The organism is Paenibacillus sp. FSL R5-0766 (assembly GCF_037971845.1).
Taxonomy (GTDB): domain Bacteria; phylum Bacillota; class Bacilli; order Paenibacillales; family Paenibacillaceae; genus Paenibacillus.
On the sequence record NZ_CP150227.1, the window covers coordinates 1,482,884 to 1,503,334 of the forward strand.

Below are 20,451 nucleotides of genomic sequence, written 5' to 3' on the forward strand. Positions count from 1 at the left end.
AGGAGTCTATCATGAAACCAAAAGTATTGGTTGTTGGATCATCCTTGAAGGATATGGGCGGAATTGTGAGTGTCATCAAAAACATTGAGGATTCTTCGATCTCGGAAATGTATGCCATGCAGCGAGTCGAAACGTACATCACGGGCAGCGTGTTATCACGGCTGCTTATTTTTATACGGGGATTCATGCAATTCTGGATGAAGCTGTACACTTTCAAGCCGGATATCGTGCATATTCATATGGCAAACAACGGGAGCTTTTATCGGAAGTCTCTATTTCTGCTAACCGCACGAAAGTTGTTTCGAAAGTCAGTCATTCTGCATATTCATGCGGCCAGCTTTGATGATTTCTACAATCAATTTGCTCTGCAGCGCAAGTATTGTCACTACATTCTGAATCAGGCAGACAAGTTGATTGTCTTGTCCCAGACGTGGAAAGAATACTTTGCTACGATTGTGCCAGAGACAGCGATTGAGGTTCTTTATAACGGGGTCTTTGTCAAAGAACCATTTGTGAGAGAACAACAAACAGCCGTTAATGCTCTCTTCATGGGTAGACTCGGTGAGCGTAAAGGAGTCTACGATCTGCTTCAGTCCATTCAGCAATTGAAGGCGCTAGGCGTTACAGCGACCTTTAATCTGGCAGGGGATGGCGAAGTCGAAGAAGTCAAAGCAATCGTGCAGCAGTATGGAATAGAGGATCGTGTCAATGTACTCGGCTGGATTAACGGAGAGCAAAAGGAAAAGCTGATGCGGGAAGCGGATCTACTGGTCCTGCCTTCTTATCATGAGGGATTACCTATGGCCATACTTGAAGCAATGAATTGTGGCTTGCCCATTATATCGACCACCGTCGGAGGCATCCCCGAAGTGATTACATCCGGTCATAATGGGCTGTTAATCGAGCCGGGAGATGTGCACGGGCTGACATCAGCGCTGGAATATCTCATCACGGATGAAGAGGTTAGAGCAAGAATGGGTTCACATAACAGAGAGATTATATCGGATAAGTTCGATATGAATCTTCTCGTGGGCAGATTATCAGGAATATATGATGCACTTCAAGTGAAGGTATCCTAGTGAACAGGAAAAGGTGATGAAATGAACCCCTTGGTATCTTGCATCATTACGACCCATAACCGGGCCGATTTATTGAAAAATGCGTTGAGAAGTGTACGTGAGCAAACACATCCGTATCTGGAGATTTTCATTGTGGATGATGGTTCAGAAGATCAGACGCCAGAGATCTGTCAGGCTTGGACCCGGGAAGATTCACGGATTCGGTACATCCGGGTTCCATATCCCAAAGGAGCCAACCATGCACGGAATGTAGGGATATCCCAAGCCAATGGCAAGTACATTGCCTTCCTGGATGATGATGATGAATGGCTACCTGACAAAATAAAAACCCAGGCGGAAGTGCTGGAACGAACAAAGGAATCATTCACCTTTTGCAGCAAGTATCTCGCATACACGAATGAGCAGCATCAGGTGGTCAAACGGAAATTGTCGGTGGAACCTCGCGATGTTATTCGGTATGAGGATCTGCTTACATTCAACTGGATTGGGGAAACGTCCAAAATCATGGTACTTACCTCACTGGCCCGTGAAGTTCGATTCGATGAAAATCTGACATCCGCTCAGGATTACGACTTTTATCTTCGTATATTGAAACGAGGCTACATCGCCGTGAATGTGAAAGAACCGCTGGTGGATATCAACATCCATAGTGGTCCACGAATTTCAACCTCTACAACGGCCAAGTACAAGGGCCAACGTAAGATTATTTTGAAATACTACAATGACATGTCCAAGGAACAGAAGCGCCGTCAGTTACACCACTATCGAATGCTCGAATGGTCGAGAAATACACTTCGCAATAACGTTTATTTGAAAAAAGCACTGTCGCTGTACCCTTGGTGGAAAGATTGGGTGCTGCTCAAGCGTAATACCAAAATTATGATGCAAGGATTTCTAATGAGATTTCATGCAAGGCGCGCAGTTGGAACGTATACAGAGGAACCTGTGCGAATGAAACTAAAGTAAGAGGTGTCTGGATGGAAAATCCGACGGTGTATATGCTGCCCAAGATGATTGAGAACAATAAATTCAATGAGCTGTTATCCGATTCCATTGAGAACAAGGGATGGGAAGTGAAACAGTTTACCAAAAGAGATCTAATCAAACTGAAAAAAAATGATGTGCTGCATTTTCATTGGCCTAGCTTCTATTACAGGGGTTCTTCCGTGCTGACAACAGTGATCAAGTCCATTCTGTATGTATTGATGATTTGTTTTGCACGCTTGCGCGGGGCTAAATTGTTCTGGACAGTGCATAACATCTGGCCTCACAACAGCGGTAAGACGCGGTTCGATTATTGGATGAGAAAAATACTGGTCCAAAATTGCTCCAAGCTGATTGTCATGGGTAAACCCTTGATCTCTGAGATCTGTTCGACATTCGGGATTGATTCCAGCCGGATCGAGGTTATTCCGCATGGACATTACAAGGGAGTGTATCAGGGAAAAGGCGTGAATATCCGCTCCCGGTTTGGCATCCCGGAGGATAGTTATGTGTATGCTTTCTTCGGTCAGGTGTCGCCTTACAAAGGCGTGGATGATTTGCTGGAGGCATTCAAGGATCTGGATTCCGAACAAGCCCATCTGTTGATTGCCGGCAAAAAGGTAAAGGATTATGACCTTGGAGATGAATTTCTCAAGAGCGGACATATTCATACCCATTTTCATTTCATCGAAGATGATGAATATTCGGACTATTTTGATGCAGTCGATTCGATCATTCTTCCATACAAGCAAATTGCAACTTCAGGCAGTGCAATTCTGGCATTGACCTTCTGTAAACCGGTGGTGGCACCACGGATTGGCTTGTTGGAGGAATACCTGCCCGAAGATTGTGCCGTGCTCTACGAACCTTCCGATCCGGATGGATTGCTCAAGGCAATGAATATGATCCGGTTAAAACAATCGGAGTTTCAGGAAGGCAGTGGTTTTGTCAAAGCGTTGGAGCGGCTGGATTGGCCAGTGATTGCCCAAAGGACACTTACCCTGTACTCCAGTTAGTGCAGATGAACGGGTGGACCTAATTGAAAAATATGGGGATGAAATGATGAAGGTAACCGTCGCGATCTGTACGTATAACCGTGCACAGGATGCGGTAGAGGCCATACGAAGTGCGATACAACAGAATTACGCAAGCAGTGACTATGAGATCATACTCATTGATAACAATTCGAAAGACAACACCCGGGAAATCGTGCTCCAAACCATCTTGCAGCATGAGAACCATTCGATCCGTTATGTGTTGGAAGAAAAGCAAGGCTTGTCTGTAGCTCGTAACCGGGCCATTCACGAGGCGCGCGGCGAGTATATCCTGTTCCTTGACGATGATGCCTTTGCTTGCAGGGATTGGATTCGCCAGATCGTTAGCGTGTTTGAGATGAATGAAAATATCGGTTGTGTCGGTGGCAAGATTGACCCGATCTGGGAAGTGCCTGAGCCAATGTGGATTCCACCGGAGAACAGGTCGCTGTTCACCATTCTGGATTTTGCAGATGAAGTCACTGAGATGAAAAGTCCTTATATTCCATTTGGCGCCAATGTGGCTTTTCGTTTATCCGTCTTTGATCAACTGGCTCCCTTCCGTGAAGATCTTGGAAGAGTGGGTAACAATCTCCTCTCCAGTGAAGAGAGTGAGTTGATTGCAAGAATACGGACAAAGTTCAAGGTATATTACACGCCGTATGGCGCGGTACAACATAAAGTAGCCAAAGAGCGAACGACAAAGAACTGGTTTCTGCGCCGAATCTATTGGCAGGGTGTGAGTGATGCCATTCGTGATCAGGATCGTGGTGTTGTGCGTACGGCCAAACATGGGATCAAGCTTGCACAGGGGATCACAACCTCACTGATCTACATTTATAATGCAGATCGGTTCACACGTCAGCTTGCCAAAGTATGTTACCGAAACGGCATGATTGTTGGGTCGCTTCGTCAAAACAGTAAGGGATGAGGATCGCTATGGCGCAAGTTGCACTTCGCAAAGTATTCAGAGGAAACGGCTTAATGAGTGCCATATTTCAGACAAGTGGAACCAATCTGCTGGTCATGACACTGACGATGCTGTCTTCCATTTTGACGTCACGCATGTTCGGTGTAGAGGGAAAGGGCGCATTCTCGGCCATCTTGTTCTGGCCGGCGCTACTAACCGGATTGGTCGGTTTCGGATTACCGACATCCATCATTTATAACATCAAACAGAGCGCAACCGAGAAGAGTGCACAGTATGTTCGGTTAAGTTTTCTTTTTCAAGTTCCGGTGTGCATCATTATTGGTATTGTGGCCTGGTTTGGATTACCATTCTGGCTCTCCAGCTTTCCGCCGGAGGTCGTGCAGATATCCAGATGGTATACGATTGCAACCGTTCCTGTACTTATTGTCATCAATCTCATATCAGCGCTCTCGCAGAGTCGGGAGAAATTCGCTGTATATAATGGTATCCGGTTAATGATCCCCCTGTTTAATGTAGGCGGGCTTTTTGTGTTATGGGGCCTGGGGATGCTGAGCATTCAGCTCGCGGCTGCGATCTATTTTGTAACCAGCTTCTCCGTAGTGGCGTGGGCTATCTATGCGAACCGTGATGAATTGAGACTGAGATGGTTCAAGGATCGGGTGGACCAGAGTTCGGCCAAGAAACTTTTTGGTTATGGCAGCAGGGTGTATGGTGTTGAATTGTTAGGAACATTGTATACCCAGTTTGATAAAATCATTATTTTGGCTTTGCTCACGCCGCGTGATTTTGGACTATATTCGGTCGTATTTGCGTTATCCCGAATCTACAATGCGGTTCAAACGGCGATCAGTAACGTTGTTTTCCCAAAAGTGACCGGATTACCCCAAGAGCAGATTATTCGAACGGTCGGCAGAGCCTTCCGCATCTCGCTCATGGTCATGATGATCATTGTAATACCCACCATGTTTGTGGGGAACTACCTGATGGGTCTTCTGTTTGGCTCCGAATTTTTGGAAGCGAGCGTTGCGTTTTATATTTTGGCTGTGGAATGCATCATTGGTGGTGGCTCCTGGATTCTGGCATCTGCATTTAATGCACTTGGTCGGCCTGGACTTGTGATGATCAGACAGCTCATTGCACTCTCGGTGACGGTGGCTTTGTTCTTTGTATTCACCCCGCTGTGGGGGCTCAACGGAATTGCGATTGCCTTATTGATCGGGTCCATTGTACGAATGGTGGTTACTGTGGCCGCGATGAAGATTGTATTTAAGGTGAAGTTTGCCGCCATGTTCTATGACAAGGAAGATCTGCCGTTTCTCTATGAACGGTTAAATAAAAAAAGAAGAAGAGTCACCCAAGGAGGAGATGGAGATGCTGGGCACTAACAATATTCATCCAATGGAAGAGTTGAAGGGACATTTACGTCAGATTTTGAAGGTCATTCCACCGCGTACCGAAATCTATTATTTGGATTACCCGGTGCATAGTAACGGTGGCGACTTGTTGATTATGAAAGGTACTGAGGCTTTCTTCCGGGACAATGATATTCATGTACGTGCCAGATACAGCATTCTGGATTGCCCTTTGTCTCTCAAGGTACCGGAAGGTATCACGATTGTGTTGCATGGGGGAGGTAACTTTGGTGATCTGTACCCTGCCCATCAGAAATTGAGAGAGCGAATGATTGCCCAGCATCCGAATCACCGGATTGTCATTCTGCCTCAGACGATGTTTTACAAGAGTGATATTGAATTGAAAAAGACAGCCCAAGTATTCAATCGTCATAAGGATGTACACTTTTTTGTCCGGGATACCTTATCTTATGAGATAGCCAGTAAAGAATTTCAACAAACCAATGTGTATCTATCCCCGGATATGGCGCATCAGTTGTGGCCTCTTAAGTCGAAGAGCAAGCCTACCGCAGAGATGTTGTATTTCTTTCGTAAAGACATTGAGAAAACTCAGAATCAGGTGCATTACGAATCCGTCAGTGGACCCAAGGCCACGTTTAAAGACTGGGAGACATTGTACAACCGGGTAGACCGGAAGATCATTCGCATGATTACGTCCCGGTTAAAGTCAGGGAAAGGCAGCTCTTTCGCCCGCTGGTTGTGGTACAAATACTCTGATCGGATGGTACATACGGCCATTAAGGAATTCAATCAATACCGAACCATCACGACATCCCGTCTGCATGGACATATTCTGGCCTGTCTCCTGGATCAACCGAACATCCTGCTGGATAATTCATACGGCAAGAACTCGAATTATTATGCAGCTTGGACCAAGAGCAATCCGGCAGGCAGACTGGAGTCCAATCAGACCAGCACATATAACAAGCCAACCGAGACTGGCAAGGGAGCAAGTACGGTTGTGCTGTCGGATGGTGCAGCCCTATGAGAAGTATTCTGTTATCTGGTGGTTCTGGCAAGCGTTTGTGGCCGTTATCCAACGATTCCAGATCCAAGCAATTTCTTAAAGTTCTTCATGGGCCAGAGGGAAGTCCGGAATCCATGGTACAGCGGGTATGGCGACAGCTGAATCATGCCGGACTTGCATCAGAAGCGCTTATCGCGACCAGTTTGCCACAGGTGGAGATTCTGACTTCTCAGCTGGGAGACGATGTCAGACTGGTTGTGGAGCCTGAGCGCAGAGATACGTTTCCTGCGATTGCACTCGCTGCCTCCTATCTGTATTCCGTAGAGAGTGTGAGTCTGAATGAGACGATTGCAGTGTTGCCTGTAGATCCCTTTGTTGAAAAAGAATTCTTCGAAGTGCTGGCAACCTTACCGGAGATGCTTGATAAGTCTGGTGCTGATCTGGCCTTGATGGGAGTTGTGCCGACGTACCCGTCAGAGAAGTACGGATACATCATTCCGCAATCCCTATCTTCCAGTGAAAATAACAATGAATACGTGAATGTAGCGAAGTTCCAGGAGAAACCCTGCGAATCCGATGCGGTCCTCATGATTGAGCAGGCCGCATTATGGAATTGCGGGGTTTTTGCTTTTAAGCTGGGTTATTTGATTAATCTGCTCATTGAGATGGAACTGCCAATCCAGTATGAAGAAATGCTGAAGCAATACGGAAGATTGAACAAGATCAGTTTTGATTACCAGGTTGTCGAGAAGGCAAATCAGATTATCGCTATTCCGTATAACGGCTTCTGGAAAGATCTAGGCACGTGGAACACACTCACGGAAGAGATGGGAAGCTCGGTTGTAGGAAAAGGGTGGATTACGGGAGATTCTTTGAATACCCACCTGGTCAATGAATTGAACATTCCGGTTGCCATATTGGGATTGTCGGATGTGGTGGTCGCCGTGAGTCCGGATGGCATTCTGGTCAGTGACAAAGAAGCCAGCCCACGGATCAAGGAAATCTTAAAGAACGAGGATCAACGCCCCATGTATGAGGAGCGCAGGTGGGGTTGCTACCGGGTTCTGGATTACACAAGAAACGAAGCTGGCGGCGAGGTTCTCACCAAACGAATCTGCATCAGTGCCGGGAAAAACCTGAGTTATCAATACCACTTGCTTCGCAATGAGGTATGGACGGTTGTATCGGGAACAGGGGAATTGATTCTGGATGGGCAGAGCCGAATGATCGGGCAAGGAGATACGGTGATCATTGACCGGAGTATGCTTCATTCCGTCAGAGCCGTTACGGAACTGGAGATCATTGAAGTACAGATCGGCAGCCAGCTGATTGAGGAAGATATCGTTAGAGTGTCTACCGAATGGCAGGACATTGTTCAGACATATGTGAAGCACGCGTAACCAACACATTAGAACATGGGGGAGATTATGGAATGAATATTACGGTGATTGGCACAGGGTATGTGGGTTTGGTATCGGGCGTATGTTTTTCGGAACTGGGAAATAACGTGATCTGTGTCGACAACAATGTGGAAAAAGTGAATATGTTAATGGACGGTCATGTTCCGATCTATGAACCGGGTCTGAAGGATATCATGAATGCCAATATGAAAGCAGGAAGGCTGTCCTTCACCACCAACATTCAGGATGCCATCAGTCGTTCGGATATCATCATTATCGCAGTGGGTACGCCATCCCTGCCTAATGGCGAAGCAAATCTGAGCTTTATTGAGCTTGTCGCGCGAGAAATAGGTTCTTATATGGATAATTATAAAATAATAATGACTAAAAGCACTGTTCCTGTCGGAACCAACGATCGTATTCAGGAATGGATCAGCAGTTTGACGAATCATCCATTCGACATGGCATCGGTACCGGAATTCCTGCGAGAAGGTACCGCTGTCCAGGATACGCTCTATCCTGACCGGATAGTCATTGGGACACATAGTGAGCGGGCAGTCGCCACGTTGAAAGAGCTGCATCAACCATTAACCGATCAGATTATTGTTACGGATATTCGCTCAGCCGAAATGATTAAATATGCATCCAATGCTTTCCTGGCAACCAAGATCTCATTTATCAACGAAATCTCTAACATCTGTGAAAAAGTAGGAGCAGATGTCAGCCGCGTTGCCGAAGGCATGGGCTATGACAGACGAATCGGTGCCTCCTTTCTCAAGGCAGGCATTGGTTACGGAGGTTCCTGTTTCCCTAAGGATACACAGGCTCTGATTCAAATTGCAGGTAATGTGGATTATGACTTCAAACTGCTGAAGTCCGTGGTGGAAGTGAACAAAGATCAACGCTTCAACGTCATTCGTAAACTGGAAGACGCACTGGGCTCACTCGAAGGGAAGGAGATTGCCATCTGGGGGCTTGCTTTCAAACCGGATACCGATGACGTTCGTGATGCTCCGGCGATTGAGATCATTCAGCGTTTGCTTGAGCAGGGGGCAGTGATTCGGGCGTATGACCCCATCGCTACCGAGAACTTCCGCAAAGAGGTGGATTCCCCATCCATTACGTGGGAAGAGCGTGCCATGAAAGCGGCGGAAGGTGCTGATGCACTCTGCGTTCTGACGGAATGGAAAGAGTTCATGGAGGTTAACCTGACTGATTTGGCAGCACATATGAATCAACCCATCCTGATTGATGGAAGAAACATCTACGGAGAAGATCAGATTAAAGATACGTCCTTCCAATACTACTCCGTTGGTCGTCCAGGTCTAACCAATATCGATGGTAGAAAAACGGCAGTCATCTAACGGAGGCCATAACATGAGACGCGGGATCAAAATAACATTAGGTGCCATTTCCCTTGTTGCAGTTGTTATGATTGGATATTCTGTGTACCTGTATTCGCATGTCAAATCAGCGGCGGATCAAATGTATGAACCCCGGGAACCCATCAAGCAGGTATCAATTGTCGACCAGCGGGGTGGGGGAGATTTCCCTGTGGACATGGAGAATGAAGAACCTTTTAATGCTTTGATCCTGGGTGTGGATGAACGTTCCAATGATCGGGGGCGCTCTGACACCATGATTGTATTAAGTGTTAATCCTGCGAAGCAATCCGCACTTATGTTTAACATCCCCCGAGATACCAGAACGAATATTGTTGGTCACGGCACGGAGGATAAGATCAACCATGCTTACGCTTTTGGGGGCGTTAACATGTCTGTGCAAACGGTGGAACAATTGCTTGACGTTCCCATACATTACTACATGAAAGTGAATATGGAGGGCTTTGCACAAGTCATCGACATGGTGGGTGGAGTGAATGTGAATAACCCTTTTGCATTTGACTATGAGGGTTACCGGTTCGAGCAAGGGAATATTCATCTGGATGGTGAAGCGGCTTTGGGATTTTCGCGGATGCGTTATGATGATCCGAAGGGAGATCTCGGGCGGAATGACCGTCAGCGAGAGATCATCAAACAAGTGCTGAAGAATACGGTCCAGGTATCCAACGTGTTGCAACTGGAGACGTTGCTGGACGAAGTCAGTGCTCACGTCAGAACCGACGTTACCTTTGATGAGATGAAGCAGATGTTCTCCAATTATCGTTCGGTACTGGATCATATTGAATCCGTTGAGATTAAAGGAGCGGGCAAGAAAATAGACGGAGTGTATTACTATATCGTGGAACAGTCGGAACGAGACAGGATACATCAGATGATTGAAGAACATTCAAAATGATCGGATAGGGCGGTGAACCAGATGCGTATCTCCAGACTAATGAAATTGTCCCTGATTGTGCTACTCATGTATATGCTCATGATACCGGCAAGTACAAATTATGTTCAATCAGCTCAAAACTATCAGTGGAATAATATACCTATTGGTGGTGGGGGGTACGTTACGGGGGTGGTCATTCATCCGACTGAGCCTGATCTGGTTTACGCTCGAACTGATGTTGGAGGAGCTTACCGACTGGATGTAACTTCAGGAGATTGGATTCCACTACTGGATCATTTTGGAGATGAGGACAGTAATCTGTACGGCGTGGATGGAATTGCGCTGGATCAGCAAAACCCCAATGTTGTGTATATCGCTGCTGGGAAGTACGGGAACGTGGGGCCAAGTGATATTCTGAAATCCACAGACCGGGGAGAAACCTGGATTCGAACCGGACTTAATCTTCGGAATGAATCGAATGGAAATATCCATCGAGCCATGGGAGAGAGCATCGCGGTTAATCCCACGAACTCCAATTACCTGCACGTGGGTACACGATATGATGGATTGTACACTTCCAGTGATGGTGCAGCCACGTGGAGCAAGGTATGGGATGTACCTAGCGGGCTGTCCGGTGAGGGGATTCGGAGTGTAGCATATGGATTGAATCCCGTGACAAAGCAAGGTCAAGTTGTGTATGCGGGGGTTCGCGGCATTGGTGTGTATAGCAAAGCACCAAGAAGCAATGGGCAGACCACCTGGCAACTTACCGGGAGAAGTCCCGAATATCCTGCACGTATGACTGTGGCGAAGAACGGGACGTTGTATGTGACCACGGATAATCAGGGCGTATACAAGTTCAATGGTGTGCAGTGGACGAATATAACACCCAGCTCCAGTTACTCATCTTATTATGGAATCACGATTGATCCGAATAATGATAATCACATCCTGGCAGCCGTTCGAACAGGCGGGGATAATCTGCCACTGTATCGTTCCGTTAATGGCGGACAGAGTTGGACAACAGTGAGCAAAACGCTGGTATCCAAACCGTCATGGTGGACACCCAACATGTTTTTCTCAGCGACATCCAGTATCAAGTTTGATCCGCATAATCCGGGCACCGTATACGCTACAGACTGGTTTGGCGTGTACAAGACGGAAAATATCAATGGTACCAATGGATTGACTGGCAATACAGCGAGTACTTGGGAAGCCATCACCGATGGTCATGAAGAAGTCGTCGCACTCACTGCATCCACACCACCTCAGGGTGTTTCATTCTTTAGTGGTTTAACGGATCAAGTCGGATTTAGACATGAAAATGTAACCGATGTTCCTCTTAATAAAATCCCGCTCGCAGGTATGCGAGAAATTGTGAGTATTGACTATCATGAGGCAAACCCGAATTACATGATATTTCTGGGAAGCAGTGACTGGTATGGTACCACCACACGCTTATTTGTCTCTTCCAATAACGGGGTTACCGTAACTCCAATGAATGTTCCGGTTGGCTCCAAACTGGGGAGGGTCGCCTACTCGGCCATCAATCCGAATGTAATTGTTTATTACCCCCAGACCGGTAATCCGGTCAGAAGCACGAATCGTGGCGCAACATGGCAAAATATGAATGGTGCCCCATTTCAGGCCATCGGGGGGAATATGGTCTTTGCCTATAATCATCCACTGGCTGCGGATCGCATCAATGGATATAAATTTTATATGTATGCTGCCGGTTATCTGTATCGGTCTACGGATGCAGGAGCCAACTGGTCCAAGGCCAATGCGGTTCGCCTTCCTATTAATACGGATATCAATACAAGCTTCATTAAAGTCGAGGCTGCACCTGGCGTGGCGAATAATGTATGGGTGAGTCTGGGAACCGATGGATTATATGCATCAACGAACTCTGGAAATACCTTTTCCAAGATCCCGGGTGTGCAGAATTCCAAATTATTTGCCTTTGGAAAAGCGAAGTCGGGTAAATTAGTTCCAGCTGTCTATGTATATGGCACCGTAAATAACGTGAATGGATTCTTCCGTTCAGATGATATGGGGGCAACCTGGAACAATATAGGTCCTTTAGGTAATGGAATCGGGCTGGGCAATGAACCGCAAATTATGGCGGCAGACCGTCAAATCTATGGTCAGCTATATGTAGGTACAAATGGCAGAGGCATGTATGTTGGATCAATAGAATAACGAGAGAGATATGAAAGTGGTGAAGATCAAAATGATGGAGGAGGACTCCGGGCGCACGAGACAAAAGCATGTACGAAGAACGTACGGATTTCTCATTGCTCTGCTGTTGATTGTGATCTGGATTCTGGTCATTTGGTCCATGTCCACGCAATCCTCTCAACAGCAAGACATTCAGCCTTGGCTTCATAAATGGTCCCAAAAATTGCACATCGGTTTTACACTTCCTGATGTGCAATTCACTTACGGGGAATATGAGTATTCGCTGAAGCAGAGGCCGTATGATTTTGCAGAGTTCATCTTTCGCAAGAGTGCGCATTTATTTGTATACGCTGTGCTCGCTGTGCTTGTCTATGGCGGGCTGCGGTACAGAAGAACCTCCCTTGTAACCAGTATCGTTTCTGCTCTGGCTGTGGTGTTTGTTATCGCCTCCATTGATGAGTATATTCAACAGTTCAGCCCGGACAGGACAAGCTCGATACGTGATGTTGGAGTGGACTTGCTCGGCGGTTGCTGTGGGATTGCCATATATGCAGGGCTTCAGTCCATGATCCGAAGGATCAGAAAAGGAAAGCGTACTTCCATTCACAGCGAGTGATTTCCCAGGAAATTAGATGTATCGTTCAACTTCTACTTGTCTGCCATCCATCATAAGTATGGAGTAGGACAAGGAGGATTGGACATGCTGCGAAGAAGGAACCGGAATGCTTTGCTCAAAAAGATCGGGTTCATCACGATCATTGTATTATTGCTGTGGTTGATTGCCAGAACCATTCCGTATCTGTTTGAGGCAGATACATCGGATGAAGCTGCTGCTGTTGCCGAAGAGTTCTACAAATATGAGCAGACAGGTGACTTCGGCAGTTCATGGGAACTTTTTCATCCCCTGATGAAAGAGCGGTTTCCCAAGAGTGCTTACGTACAGAACAGAGCACATATATTTATGCAGCATTTTGGCGTGGAAACGTTTGAGCTGGAGATGGAAAAGCCGGAGCGCGAGTTCGATGTAACCGTGATCGATGGCGTTAAGCCATTTTCTGAAGCCTACAGAATTCGGATCAACCAGAAGTACTCAGGTACCTTTGGCCAATTCGATATTGTGCAGACCTGTTATCTGGTAGAGGATGGAGATGAGTGGACCTTACTCTGGTATTATCCAAATCAGAAAAATGAGGATACCTCGCAGGTCGACAATAGTGACTGATCAGGAAATAATATTAACCCATACATTGAACCGAATTGTATCATTTACCTAACATGAGGCTCCATAAATGCGAGACTTTTGTCGCATTTATGGAGCTTTTTTTGCGTTTTGCTTGTTTTTATGGCGGTAAAGCCTTGACATTAGTCCCGGTGTCAAGTAAATTACGAGATAGATACAAAATGTATCAATTTTCAGCGTCTAACGACAAATAACAAGGACTTCTAAGCTCCTTGTGAGGGGAAGGAATATCATTGATCGAAACGGGCCGCTTTTACTGTGTCAGTTGTGGGATGATTGTGTCGGTCACTAGAAGCTCTGTCGAAATGAAGGAAGAGGGCAATGGAGGCAATCACGTATTTCGCACCGGATTCTACCGGAGTGAAATGCCGCTTGGATGCTGTGAAGCGTGTGTAGTTGAAGCGAAACGTCAGGGGAAATCCCAGTTTGCGGGACAATATACTAAAGATTATGATACACTATGTTCATATGAGAAACGGGCATGAATGATGTGCTCGTCCATGAAGGAGGGGATTGAATGCAGCAGGAGCCGGTCGTCCGGATTCAGGGCGTCAGCAAAATCATATCCTCCCGATCATTGGTCAGCGACCTGACTCTGGATATTTCTCCGGGGCAGGTTTTTGGTTTTTTAGGACCTAATGGCGCGGGGAAAACAACAACGATTCGGATGATGGTTGGATTGATGTCCATCAGTAAAGGTGACATTTTCATCTCGGGACACAGTGTGAAGAATGAATTTGAACAGGCGGTAGCCCAGGTAGGAGCTATTGTGGAAAATCCGGAAATGTACAAGTTTCTGACCGGGTACCAGAATCTCGTTCACTTTGCCCGCATGTCGCCGGGAGTTACGAAAGAACGTATTGCGGAAACGATTGAGCGTGTAGGGCTTACGGCTCGTATTCACGATAAGGTCAAAACCTATTCACTGGGTATGCGCCAGCGTCTGGGGGTCGCGCAAGCGATATTACATAAACCGAAGCTGCTTGTACTCGATGAGCCGACCAATGGTTTGGACCCACAGGGTATACGGGAACTGAGAGATTATTTGCGTCAGCTCACCCAAGAGGAAGGTATTACAGTCTTTGTATCCAGTCATTTATTGTCGGAGATGGAGCTGATGTGTGATACGGTGGCCATCATCCAGAATGGCAAGTTGATTGATGTAAGGAACCTTCGGGCTGAAGCCGGTTCGGATGCATTAATCGAAGTTGCTTTTGAGCTGAATGATGCTGACCGCGCTGCGGATCTGATTCAGGGTGCTGTCGTACAGGGCAATGTCCTGGTGATGCGGGTGTCTCGTGAGCAGATTCCGGATATCAATGCGAAGCTGGTTAGCGAAGGATTTCAGGTATACGGTATTCGTAACGTGACTCACACCCTGGAAGAACAATTCTTGCAAGTCACTGGGGGTGGAGGCATTGGGTAGTTTTGGTAATCTGATATTGAATGAGAATATGAAAATTTTCCGTCGTCCCCGTACCTGGATCATGTTATCGATTCTGGCGCTGATCTCGCTATTAATGCCAGTGTTACTGCGAGAAGGAATGGGGTCCAATGAAGTTTTGTACTGGGAAGCGGCTGTAACGACCATCCAGGTTACATTTTTCCTGAACACGATCTTCTGTGTCGTGATTGCAGCGGAATCGGTCGCGGGCGAATTTACCTGGGGAACCATTAAGCTATTGCTGATCCGTCCATGGTCACGAAGCAAAGTTCTCGCTTCCAAATACCTGACTGTAGTTGGCTTCAGTATTGTCAGTACATTGCTGGTCATCGCGATGGCCATGCTGATGTCTTATATCCTTTTCTCCCATGATGCTCCGGGAGGAAGCAGTAGTCCGGCTACGAATGCTCTGACGTTATGGGGATATTTGTACGTTGATCTGTTCATTACGCTTGCGATTGCCTTTATGGTGTCCTCCGTATTTCGTTCAGGTGCACTTGCGATTGGATTATCCCTGTTCATTATGTTCTCACAGAGTATCTTCTCACTCATATTCAATCCGGTCCGTTATGAGTGGGCCAAGTATGTTCTATTCAACAACATGGATCTTAGCAAATACATGACCTCCGGGGCGGATTTTGCGCTGATGGGTGGCCCAAGTGCAGGAATGACACTGGGTTTCTCCATTGCAGTTCTGGCGGTGTATTACGTTATTTTCATGGTGATTTCCTGGGTTGTATTCAGCAAAAGAGATGTGGCAGGCTAACGCCTGCTTCTTTTTTTTGCTCCAATGTTTGTTTTGAAAGAAAAACGGGTATATTCAGCATCGCCTGTGGCATGACTGTCATTTAAGGGTACTTAGTATCATGAGACTAGATATACATATGAACGCTCCAGTCAATTTGGCAGAGCAGCGCATGGAGGGATCACGTTTCTTGATAAATAACAAGTTCTACCGCATATGCACAGCGATTATTCTGCTGCTGCTCATCGTGTATCTGGGGGAAAAAGTGAACTTTATTTTCAGCCCCCTGACCTCACTGATTCACATCATCATCATTCCGCTGCTGATTGCTGGTTTCTTCTATTATCTGCTGCGCCCGCTCGTCGATTATATGGAAAGGCGTAAGATCAAACGCGCATTGTCAGTTCTGATTATTTATGTCGTAATTGCATTAATACTTGCAGGTTTTAGTGTGCTTGTATGGCCTTCCCTGCGTGAACAATTGATGAATTTCGTGGAGAATGCTCCAGCGTTGGTTACTTCACTCAGCGATCAGTTGAATGCACTTGAAAAGAGCAATTTAGTATCCAGATACCTGCCTGATGATTCCAATCTATTCTCACGATTATCCGATGTTCTGAGCCAAGGGATCACTCAGGTAACTAATTATGTCTCCGGGTTATTCTCCGTGGTATCCAATCTGGTTATTATTCTGGCAACGTTCCCGATCATGTTGTATTACATGCTCAAGGAAGGCAGCAAGTTTGGAACGAATCTGACCTTATTGTTGCCAAGACATTATCGGAAGGATGGGGAAGAAACCGTCCATGAGATCGATGAAGCATTAAGCAACTATATTGTTGGCCGGGTTATTGTTAATGTAGCCTTGGGGATTCTGATGTACATCGGTTTTCTCATTTTAGGTTTGCCTTACGCATTGCTGCTGACGGTTGTATCCATTATTCTGAACTTCATCCCTTATGTGGGTGCTTTGCTGGCAGCTATTCCGGTTGTCATTGTTGCGTTTATCGAATCACCTTCGATGGCGATCTGGTCACTGGTCATCATTGTAATCGCACAGCAAATTCAGGATAACCTGATCTCACCTTACGTCTATGGCAAACAGCTCGATATTCATCCACTGACTACCGTTATCCTTTTGCTCGTGGGTGCTGACCTGGGAAATATCTTGGGTATGATCATCGTGATTCCCCTATATATGATTCTGAAAATTATAGTTCGCAAAATCCATTATCGGATTGTTGAAGATAAGACTGAAACTTAAATGGAGTTTGAAATACAACGCTGTCATGTGCCACTACTAATGTTTGTTATTGAATCACATCGATAAGCTCATCAGGATAAGCCGCATATCAATGGTGAAGGGTCAGGTAAGTTTGCCCTCGCCATTGGTATGCGGCTTTTTTTCATACATATTGCTCACTCATGTTACAACTGTTATACTTGATATATAACAGATAACAAAAAGAAGGTGAACCCTTGATTATTCAACTGGATATGCAATCCGAACTTCCCATCTATTCGCAACTTGTTTATCAAATTATTGAAGGTATTGCTAGTGGTGAGTTACAGCCAGGTGAGGCGTTACCTTCGGTTCGGAATTTGGCCGCAGATATCGGTGTTAACCTTCACACCGTCAATAAGGCTTATACACTACTCAAGCAAGATGGATACATTCTGGTTCATAGACAAAAGGGAGTTGTAGTGAACCCTGATGGAATGCCTGGTTTAACGGATGATTTTTTGAAAAAGCAACAAAGAGAATTAAGACCGATTATTGCCGAAGCGATCTGTCGCGGAATGACCAAAGAGGAACTATCTGCGGTGTTAGACCAAATGTATGATGATGTGAAGATGGGTCACAACAAAGAATAATGGAATCAAGGGAGTGTGTTATGTATGCAACTATTTAGTATATTACCTATCATTTTAATCTTTGCCCCATTAGCCTTACTTCTATCCTTTGCACCATATCTGACAAGGGAAACAATTAGCTTTGGGGTTACGGTAAGTCAATATAATTACTACACACCAATCTTACGTAAGCTAAGAAGTACGTTTGCGACAGTAAGTCTGATCGGAAACGGGATGATTATACTTGTCTGTCTGTATTTTCTCCGATCTGCTAATGAAGATTCTACCGCAATGATTACCGGTGTTAGTACAATGATATTTATTGTGTACTGGGCAGCACTACACATCTTATTCCATTTCAAGATGAAAAAGATAAAAGGAACACTTACAACTGTAGAAGCACCTCAAAGAGTTAAAATCGATACCACCTTCCGCCAAAATAAACTCACCTATTCCAACTATTGGTTTCTCGTTCATATGGCTATTATTGTAGCTATTGCGATCATTTCGATCCTGAATTATAAGGCACTCCCTAACGTCATTCCCATAAAGTATGATCTTCAGGGCCATGTCACTTCCAGTGTACCTAAAACCTACCTCTCGGTACTGGCTATTAATCTTGTACAGCTAGGAATCATTGCACTTCTGATGTTGGTGAACTGGAGTATTAAATCAAGCAAACAACAGCTTACTACGTCTAATCCTGGCCAATTTGCTGCTGAGAATATTCAATTCCGCCGTAAATGGTCCCTATTTACGATTGTAACAGGCTTACTTCTTACCATTTTATTTGCCTTCATTCAGATCAATATGTTCGTCCCTAATCTGGTCTTGTTAACAGCTATTAGCTTCATCACTCCTGTGGTGATCGTGTTAGGTGTTATATGGCTGTCTCTCACAGGCAGACAAGGCGGTGGGAAAATTCGTAATCAACAAGAGGATCACGAACGATCCAAGGAGCAGCCTGTGAATGACGATGATTATTGGAAGCTTGGGTTTATTTACTTCAATGCCAATGATCCTTCTTTAACCATAGAAAAGCGTTATGGAATAGGCTGGACGATTAACTTCGCTCGTCCACTATCTTGGGTCCTGTTGTTATTCATCATTGCCACTGTTGTTATAAGTATAGTTCTGAGCCAATAAATGCTCATAGATCTATGCATATGATAGATAAAATGATTAGGAGGAGTTATTACAATGAACAATTGGAAAAAGCTATTACTTTCTCTTACTTTCGTAGGTCTCATCCTTCCGTTAACATCCATCTCAGAAGCTGCTGAAAAATCCGCTGGTAGTGAAAATCTTGTTCCTATTCGTGAGATTGCAGAAAAGAATGGGGCAGAGGTATCTTGGCAACAAAAGACAGGAGAAATCACAATACGAAAAAGTGAGCTTACAATTGTAGTTAAGGTAGGAGAGAAACAGGCGATGGTGGATGGGCAAGCCATATCCTTAAACAATCCTGTTCAGTTAACGAAAGGAGTTACCTATATGGATGGGACATTTCTTACCGAGACGCTGAAGGCAGCACCTGAGGATATATTCATTTCCCTTATTAGTGAGGGCGATGGCAAGGAGGCTGCCAAGTATGTTCATACCTCTGTGAGTGGAGTGTTGTCACCCACGTTGTTGAGTCAGCTGTGGGGAGCTTTAGAAGGACAAAATGGCAAAATTACAAGTGAAGCCATAGCTAAGCATGTAGAAAATAATACAGTGCATCGCAATGTTACCTATACGTTCAAAACAGAGCTGACTCGTTTAAATATTACGGTCAGAATGAATCATAACGGACTTGTGGATGATTTGCATATTGCCGCCGCTACGCCAGATGTGTATCAAAAACCAAGCTACGACGACCCATCTGCCTATACAGAACAAGACATTACGGTTGGTCAGGGTGATTTAGCTTTGCCAGGGACATTAACTTTGCCCAAGGGAGAGGGACCTTTCCCGGTTGTCATTCTGGTACACGGATCTGGGCCTAGCAATCAAGATGTTGCCATTGGTGGTGCAAAGCCATTTCGCGATCTTGCGGTGGGTTTAGCTTCACAAGGAGTTGCTGTATTAAGATACGATAAGGTCACGTATGAGCATACCTATAAGGTGGCTTCACAGCCTAAATTCACATTAAAACAAGAGAGCGTAGATCAGGTAAACGATGCAGTGGGATTGCTTAAAAAGAATGCACATATTGATTCTACAGCGATTTTTGTAGCTGGACATAGTCAAGGCGGATTTGCAATGCCGTTAATCATTGCTGAGGATAAGCAACATGATATTGCAGGAAGTATTTTACTTGCTGCACCAAGTAGTAGCTTTGTGGATGTGCTTACCGAGCAGCAGGACGAATTGGTAGAGCGGATGAAGCAGCTTGGTTTAGACACGGATGTCATTCAAGGGCAAGCTGATTTTTATAAAAATGTGGCTGCGATGGTTAAAGATCCAAAATATTCTGTAGATCATCTTCCTGAGGCGTTTCCACTTCAACCTGCTTATTGGTGGTTTGAGCAGAGAGATTATGTGCCTGCGGAACTGGCTAAAACACAAAATACACCTATGTTTGTTATACAAGGCGAAAACGATGTGCAAGTGTCTATGAATCAATTCCAAACCTGGAAATCGTCTCTTGAAGGTCATTCCAATGTAACGTACAATAGCTATCCAAAGGTAAATCATCTTTTATCCAGCTATGATGGGCTTTCAATCGGTCAAGAGTACGCTGAGCCATCTAATGTCTCCAAAGCCATTATCGATGATATTGCGAAGTGGGTATTAAAATCTAACTAAAAACGGGAGTTCCATTCTTGGTTGAATGATAAATTGGAGAAGTGACGGATGGGGCGAGATATATAAGAAGAGCACTTACCGATATAGGCAAGTGCTCCTTTTCTTATTTATAA

General features: G+C 45.4%; 19 protein-coding genes. All 19 read left to right on the top strand.

Translation table 11 applies throughout. The features are described 5' to 3' along the window. Window positions 1-11 precede the first annotated feature (11 nt). The 19 genes from MKY66_RS06550 (at window position 12) to MKY66_RS06640 (ending at window position 20,338) form a co-directional block, all read left to right on the top strand. Window positions 12-1,079 (top strand): glycosyltransferase family 4 protein, encoded by a 1,068-nt coding sequence (locus tag MKY66_RS06550; RefSeq protein WP_076209609.1) that lies wholly within the window; start codon window positions 12-14, stop codon window positions 1,077-1,079. A 21-nt stretch (window positions 1,080-1,100) separates the two neighbouring features. Beyond that, window positions 1,101-2,045, top strand: a complete 945-nt coding sequence (locus tag MKY66_RS06555) for a glycosyltransferase family 2 protein (protein ID WP_076209610.1) — start codon at window positions 1,101-1,103, stop codon at window positions 2,043-2,045. Between the two features lie 11 nt (window positions 2,046-2,056). Further along, complete coding sequence (locus MKY66_RS06560; protein WP_076209611.1) at window positions 2,057-3,079, top strand: glycosyltransferase; 1,023 nt, start codon at window positions 2,057-2,059, stop codon at window positions 3,077-3,079. A 43-nt stretch (window positions 3,080-3,122) separates the two neighbouring features. Continuing rightward, window positions 3,123-4,028 (top strand): glycosyltransferase, encoded by a 906-nt coding sequence (locus tag MKY66_RS06565; protein ID WP_256704149.1) that lies wholly within the window; start codon window positions 3,123-3,125, stop codon window positions 4,026-4,028. Window positions 4,029-4,036: 8 nt separating this feature from the next. After that, entirely contained in the window at window positions 4,037-5,413 is a 1,377-nt protein-coding gene (locus tag MKY66_RS06570) for an oligosaccharide flippase family protein (protein ID WP_076209613.1), read from the top strand. Next, complete coding sequence (locus MKY66_RS06575) at window positions 5,400-6,428, top strand: polysaccharide pyruvyl transferase family protein (protein WP_036611316.1); 1,029 nt, start codon at window positions 5,400-5,402, stop codon at window positions 6,426-6,428. Before MKY66_RS06570 ends, MKY66_RS06575 begins: the two co-directional genes overlap by 14 nt. After that, entirely contained in the window at window positions 6,425-7,807 is a 1,383-nt protein-coding gene (locus tag MKY66_RS06580) for a sugar phosphate nucleotidyltransferase (RefSeq protein WP_076209614.1), read from the top strand. Before MKY66_RS06575 ends, MKY66_RS06580 begins: the two co-directional genes overlap by 4 nt. Window positions 7,808-7,839: 32 nt before the next feature. Beyond that, entirely contained in the window at window positions 7,840-9,171 is a 1,332-nt protein-coding gene (locus MKY66_RS06585) for a UDP-glucose/GDP-mannose dehydrogenase family protein (protein ID WP_047841972.1), read from the top strand. 13 nt (window positions 9,172-9,184) lie between these two features. Continuing rightward, window positions 9,185-10,105 carry an LCP family protein gene (locus MKY66_RS06590; protein ID WP_076209615.1) on the top strand — a complete coding sequence of 307 codons (921 nt, stop codon included), beginning with the start codon at window positions 9,185-9,187 and terminating at the stop codon, window positions 10,103-10,105. Window positions 10,106-10,117: 12 nt separating this feature from the next. Then, window positions 10,118-12,286 (top strand): hypothetical protein, encoded by a 2,169-nt coding sequence (locus MKY66_RS06595; protein ID WP_339807061.1) that lies wholly within the window; start codon window positions 10,118-10,120, stop codon window positions 12,284-12,286. Window positions 12,287-12,296: 10 nt separating this feature from the next. After that, entirely contained in the window at window positions 12,297-12,881 is a 585-nt protein-coding gene (locus MKY66_RS06600) for a VanZ family protein (RefSeq protein ID WP_076209617.1), read from the top strand. A gap of 84 nt (window positions 12,882-12,965) precedes the next feature. Next, window positions 12,966-13,487: a hypothetical protein gene (locus tag MKY66_RS06605; protein WP_076209618.1), complete on the top strand. Its 522-nt coding sequence runs from the start codon at window positions 12,966-12,968 to the stop codon at window positions 13,485-13,487. 323 nt (window positions 13,488-13,810) lie between these two features. Beyond that, window positions 13,811-13,990, top strand: coding sequence for a hypothetical protein (locus tag MKY66_RS06610; protein ID WP_036611302.1), 180 nt, complete (start codon window positions 13,811-13,813; stop codon window positions 13,988-13,990). A 32-nt stretch (window positions 13,991-14,022) separates the two neighbouring features. Next, window positions 14,023-14,931, top strand: a complete 909-nt coding sequence (locus MKY66_RS06615) for an ABC transporter ATP-binding protein (protein WP_036611301.1) — start codon at window positions 14,023-14,025, stop codon at window positions 14,929-14,931. Beyond that, entirely contained in the window at window positions 14,924-15,715 is a 792-nt protein-coding gene (locus MKY66_RS06620; protein WP_076209619.1) for a DUF2705 family protein, read from the top strand. Before MKY66_RS06615 ends, MKY66_RS06620 begins: the two co-directional genes overlap by 8 nt. A gap of 151 nt (window positions 15,716-15,866) precedes the next feature. Further along, on the top strand, window positions 15,867-16,958 hold the full coding sequence (locus tag MKY66_RS06625) for an AI-2E family transporter (protein ID WP_076209875.1): 1,092 nt from the start codon (window positions 15,867-15,869) through the stop codon (window positions 16,956-16,958). Window positions 16,959-17,173: 215 nt separating this feature from the next. Further along, the gene (locus MKY66_RS06630) at window positions 17,174-17,569 is read left to right on the top strand and encodes a GntR family transcriptional regulator (protein ID WP_076209620.1); all 396 of its coding nucleotides are present in this window, start codon (window positions 17,174-17,176) and stop codon (window positions 17,567-17,569) included. 342 nt (window positions 17,570-17,911) lie between these two features. Beyond that, window positions 17,912-18,694, top strand: coding sequence for a DUF5808 domain-containing protein (locus MKY66_RS06635; RefSeq protein WP_339807065.1), 783 nt, complete (start codon window positions 17,912-17,914; stop codon window positions 18,692-18,694). 54 nt (window positions 18,695-18,748) lie between these two features. Continuing rightward, window positions 18,749-20,338, top strand: a complete 1,590-nt coding sequence (locus tag MKY66_RS06640) for a stalk domain-containing protein (protein WP_076209622.1) — start codon at window positions 18,749-18,751, stop codon at window positions 20,336-20,338. Window positions 20,339-20,451: the final 113 nt, after the last annotated feature.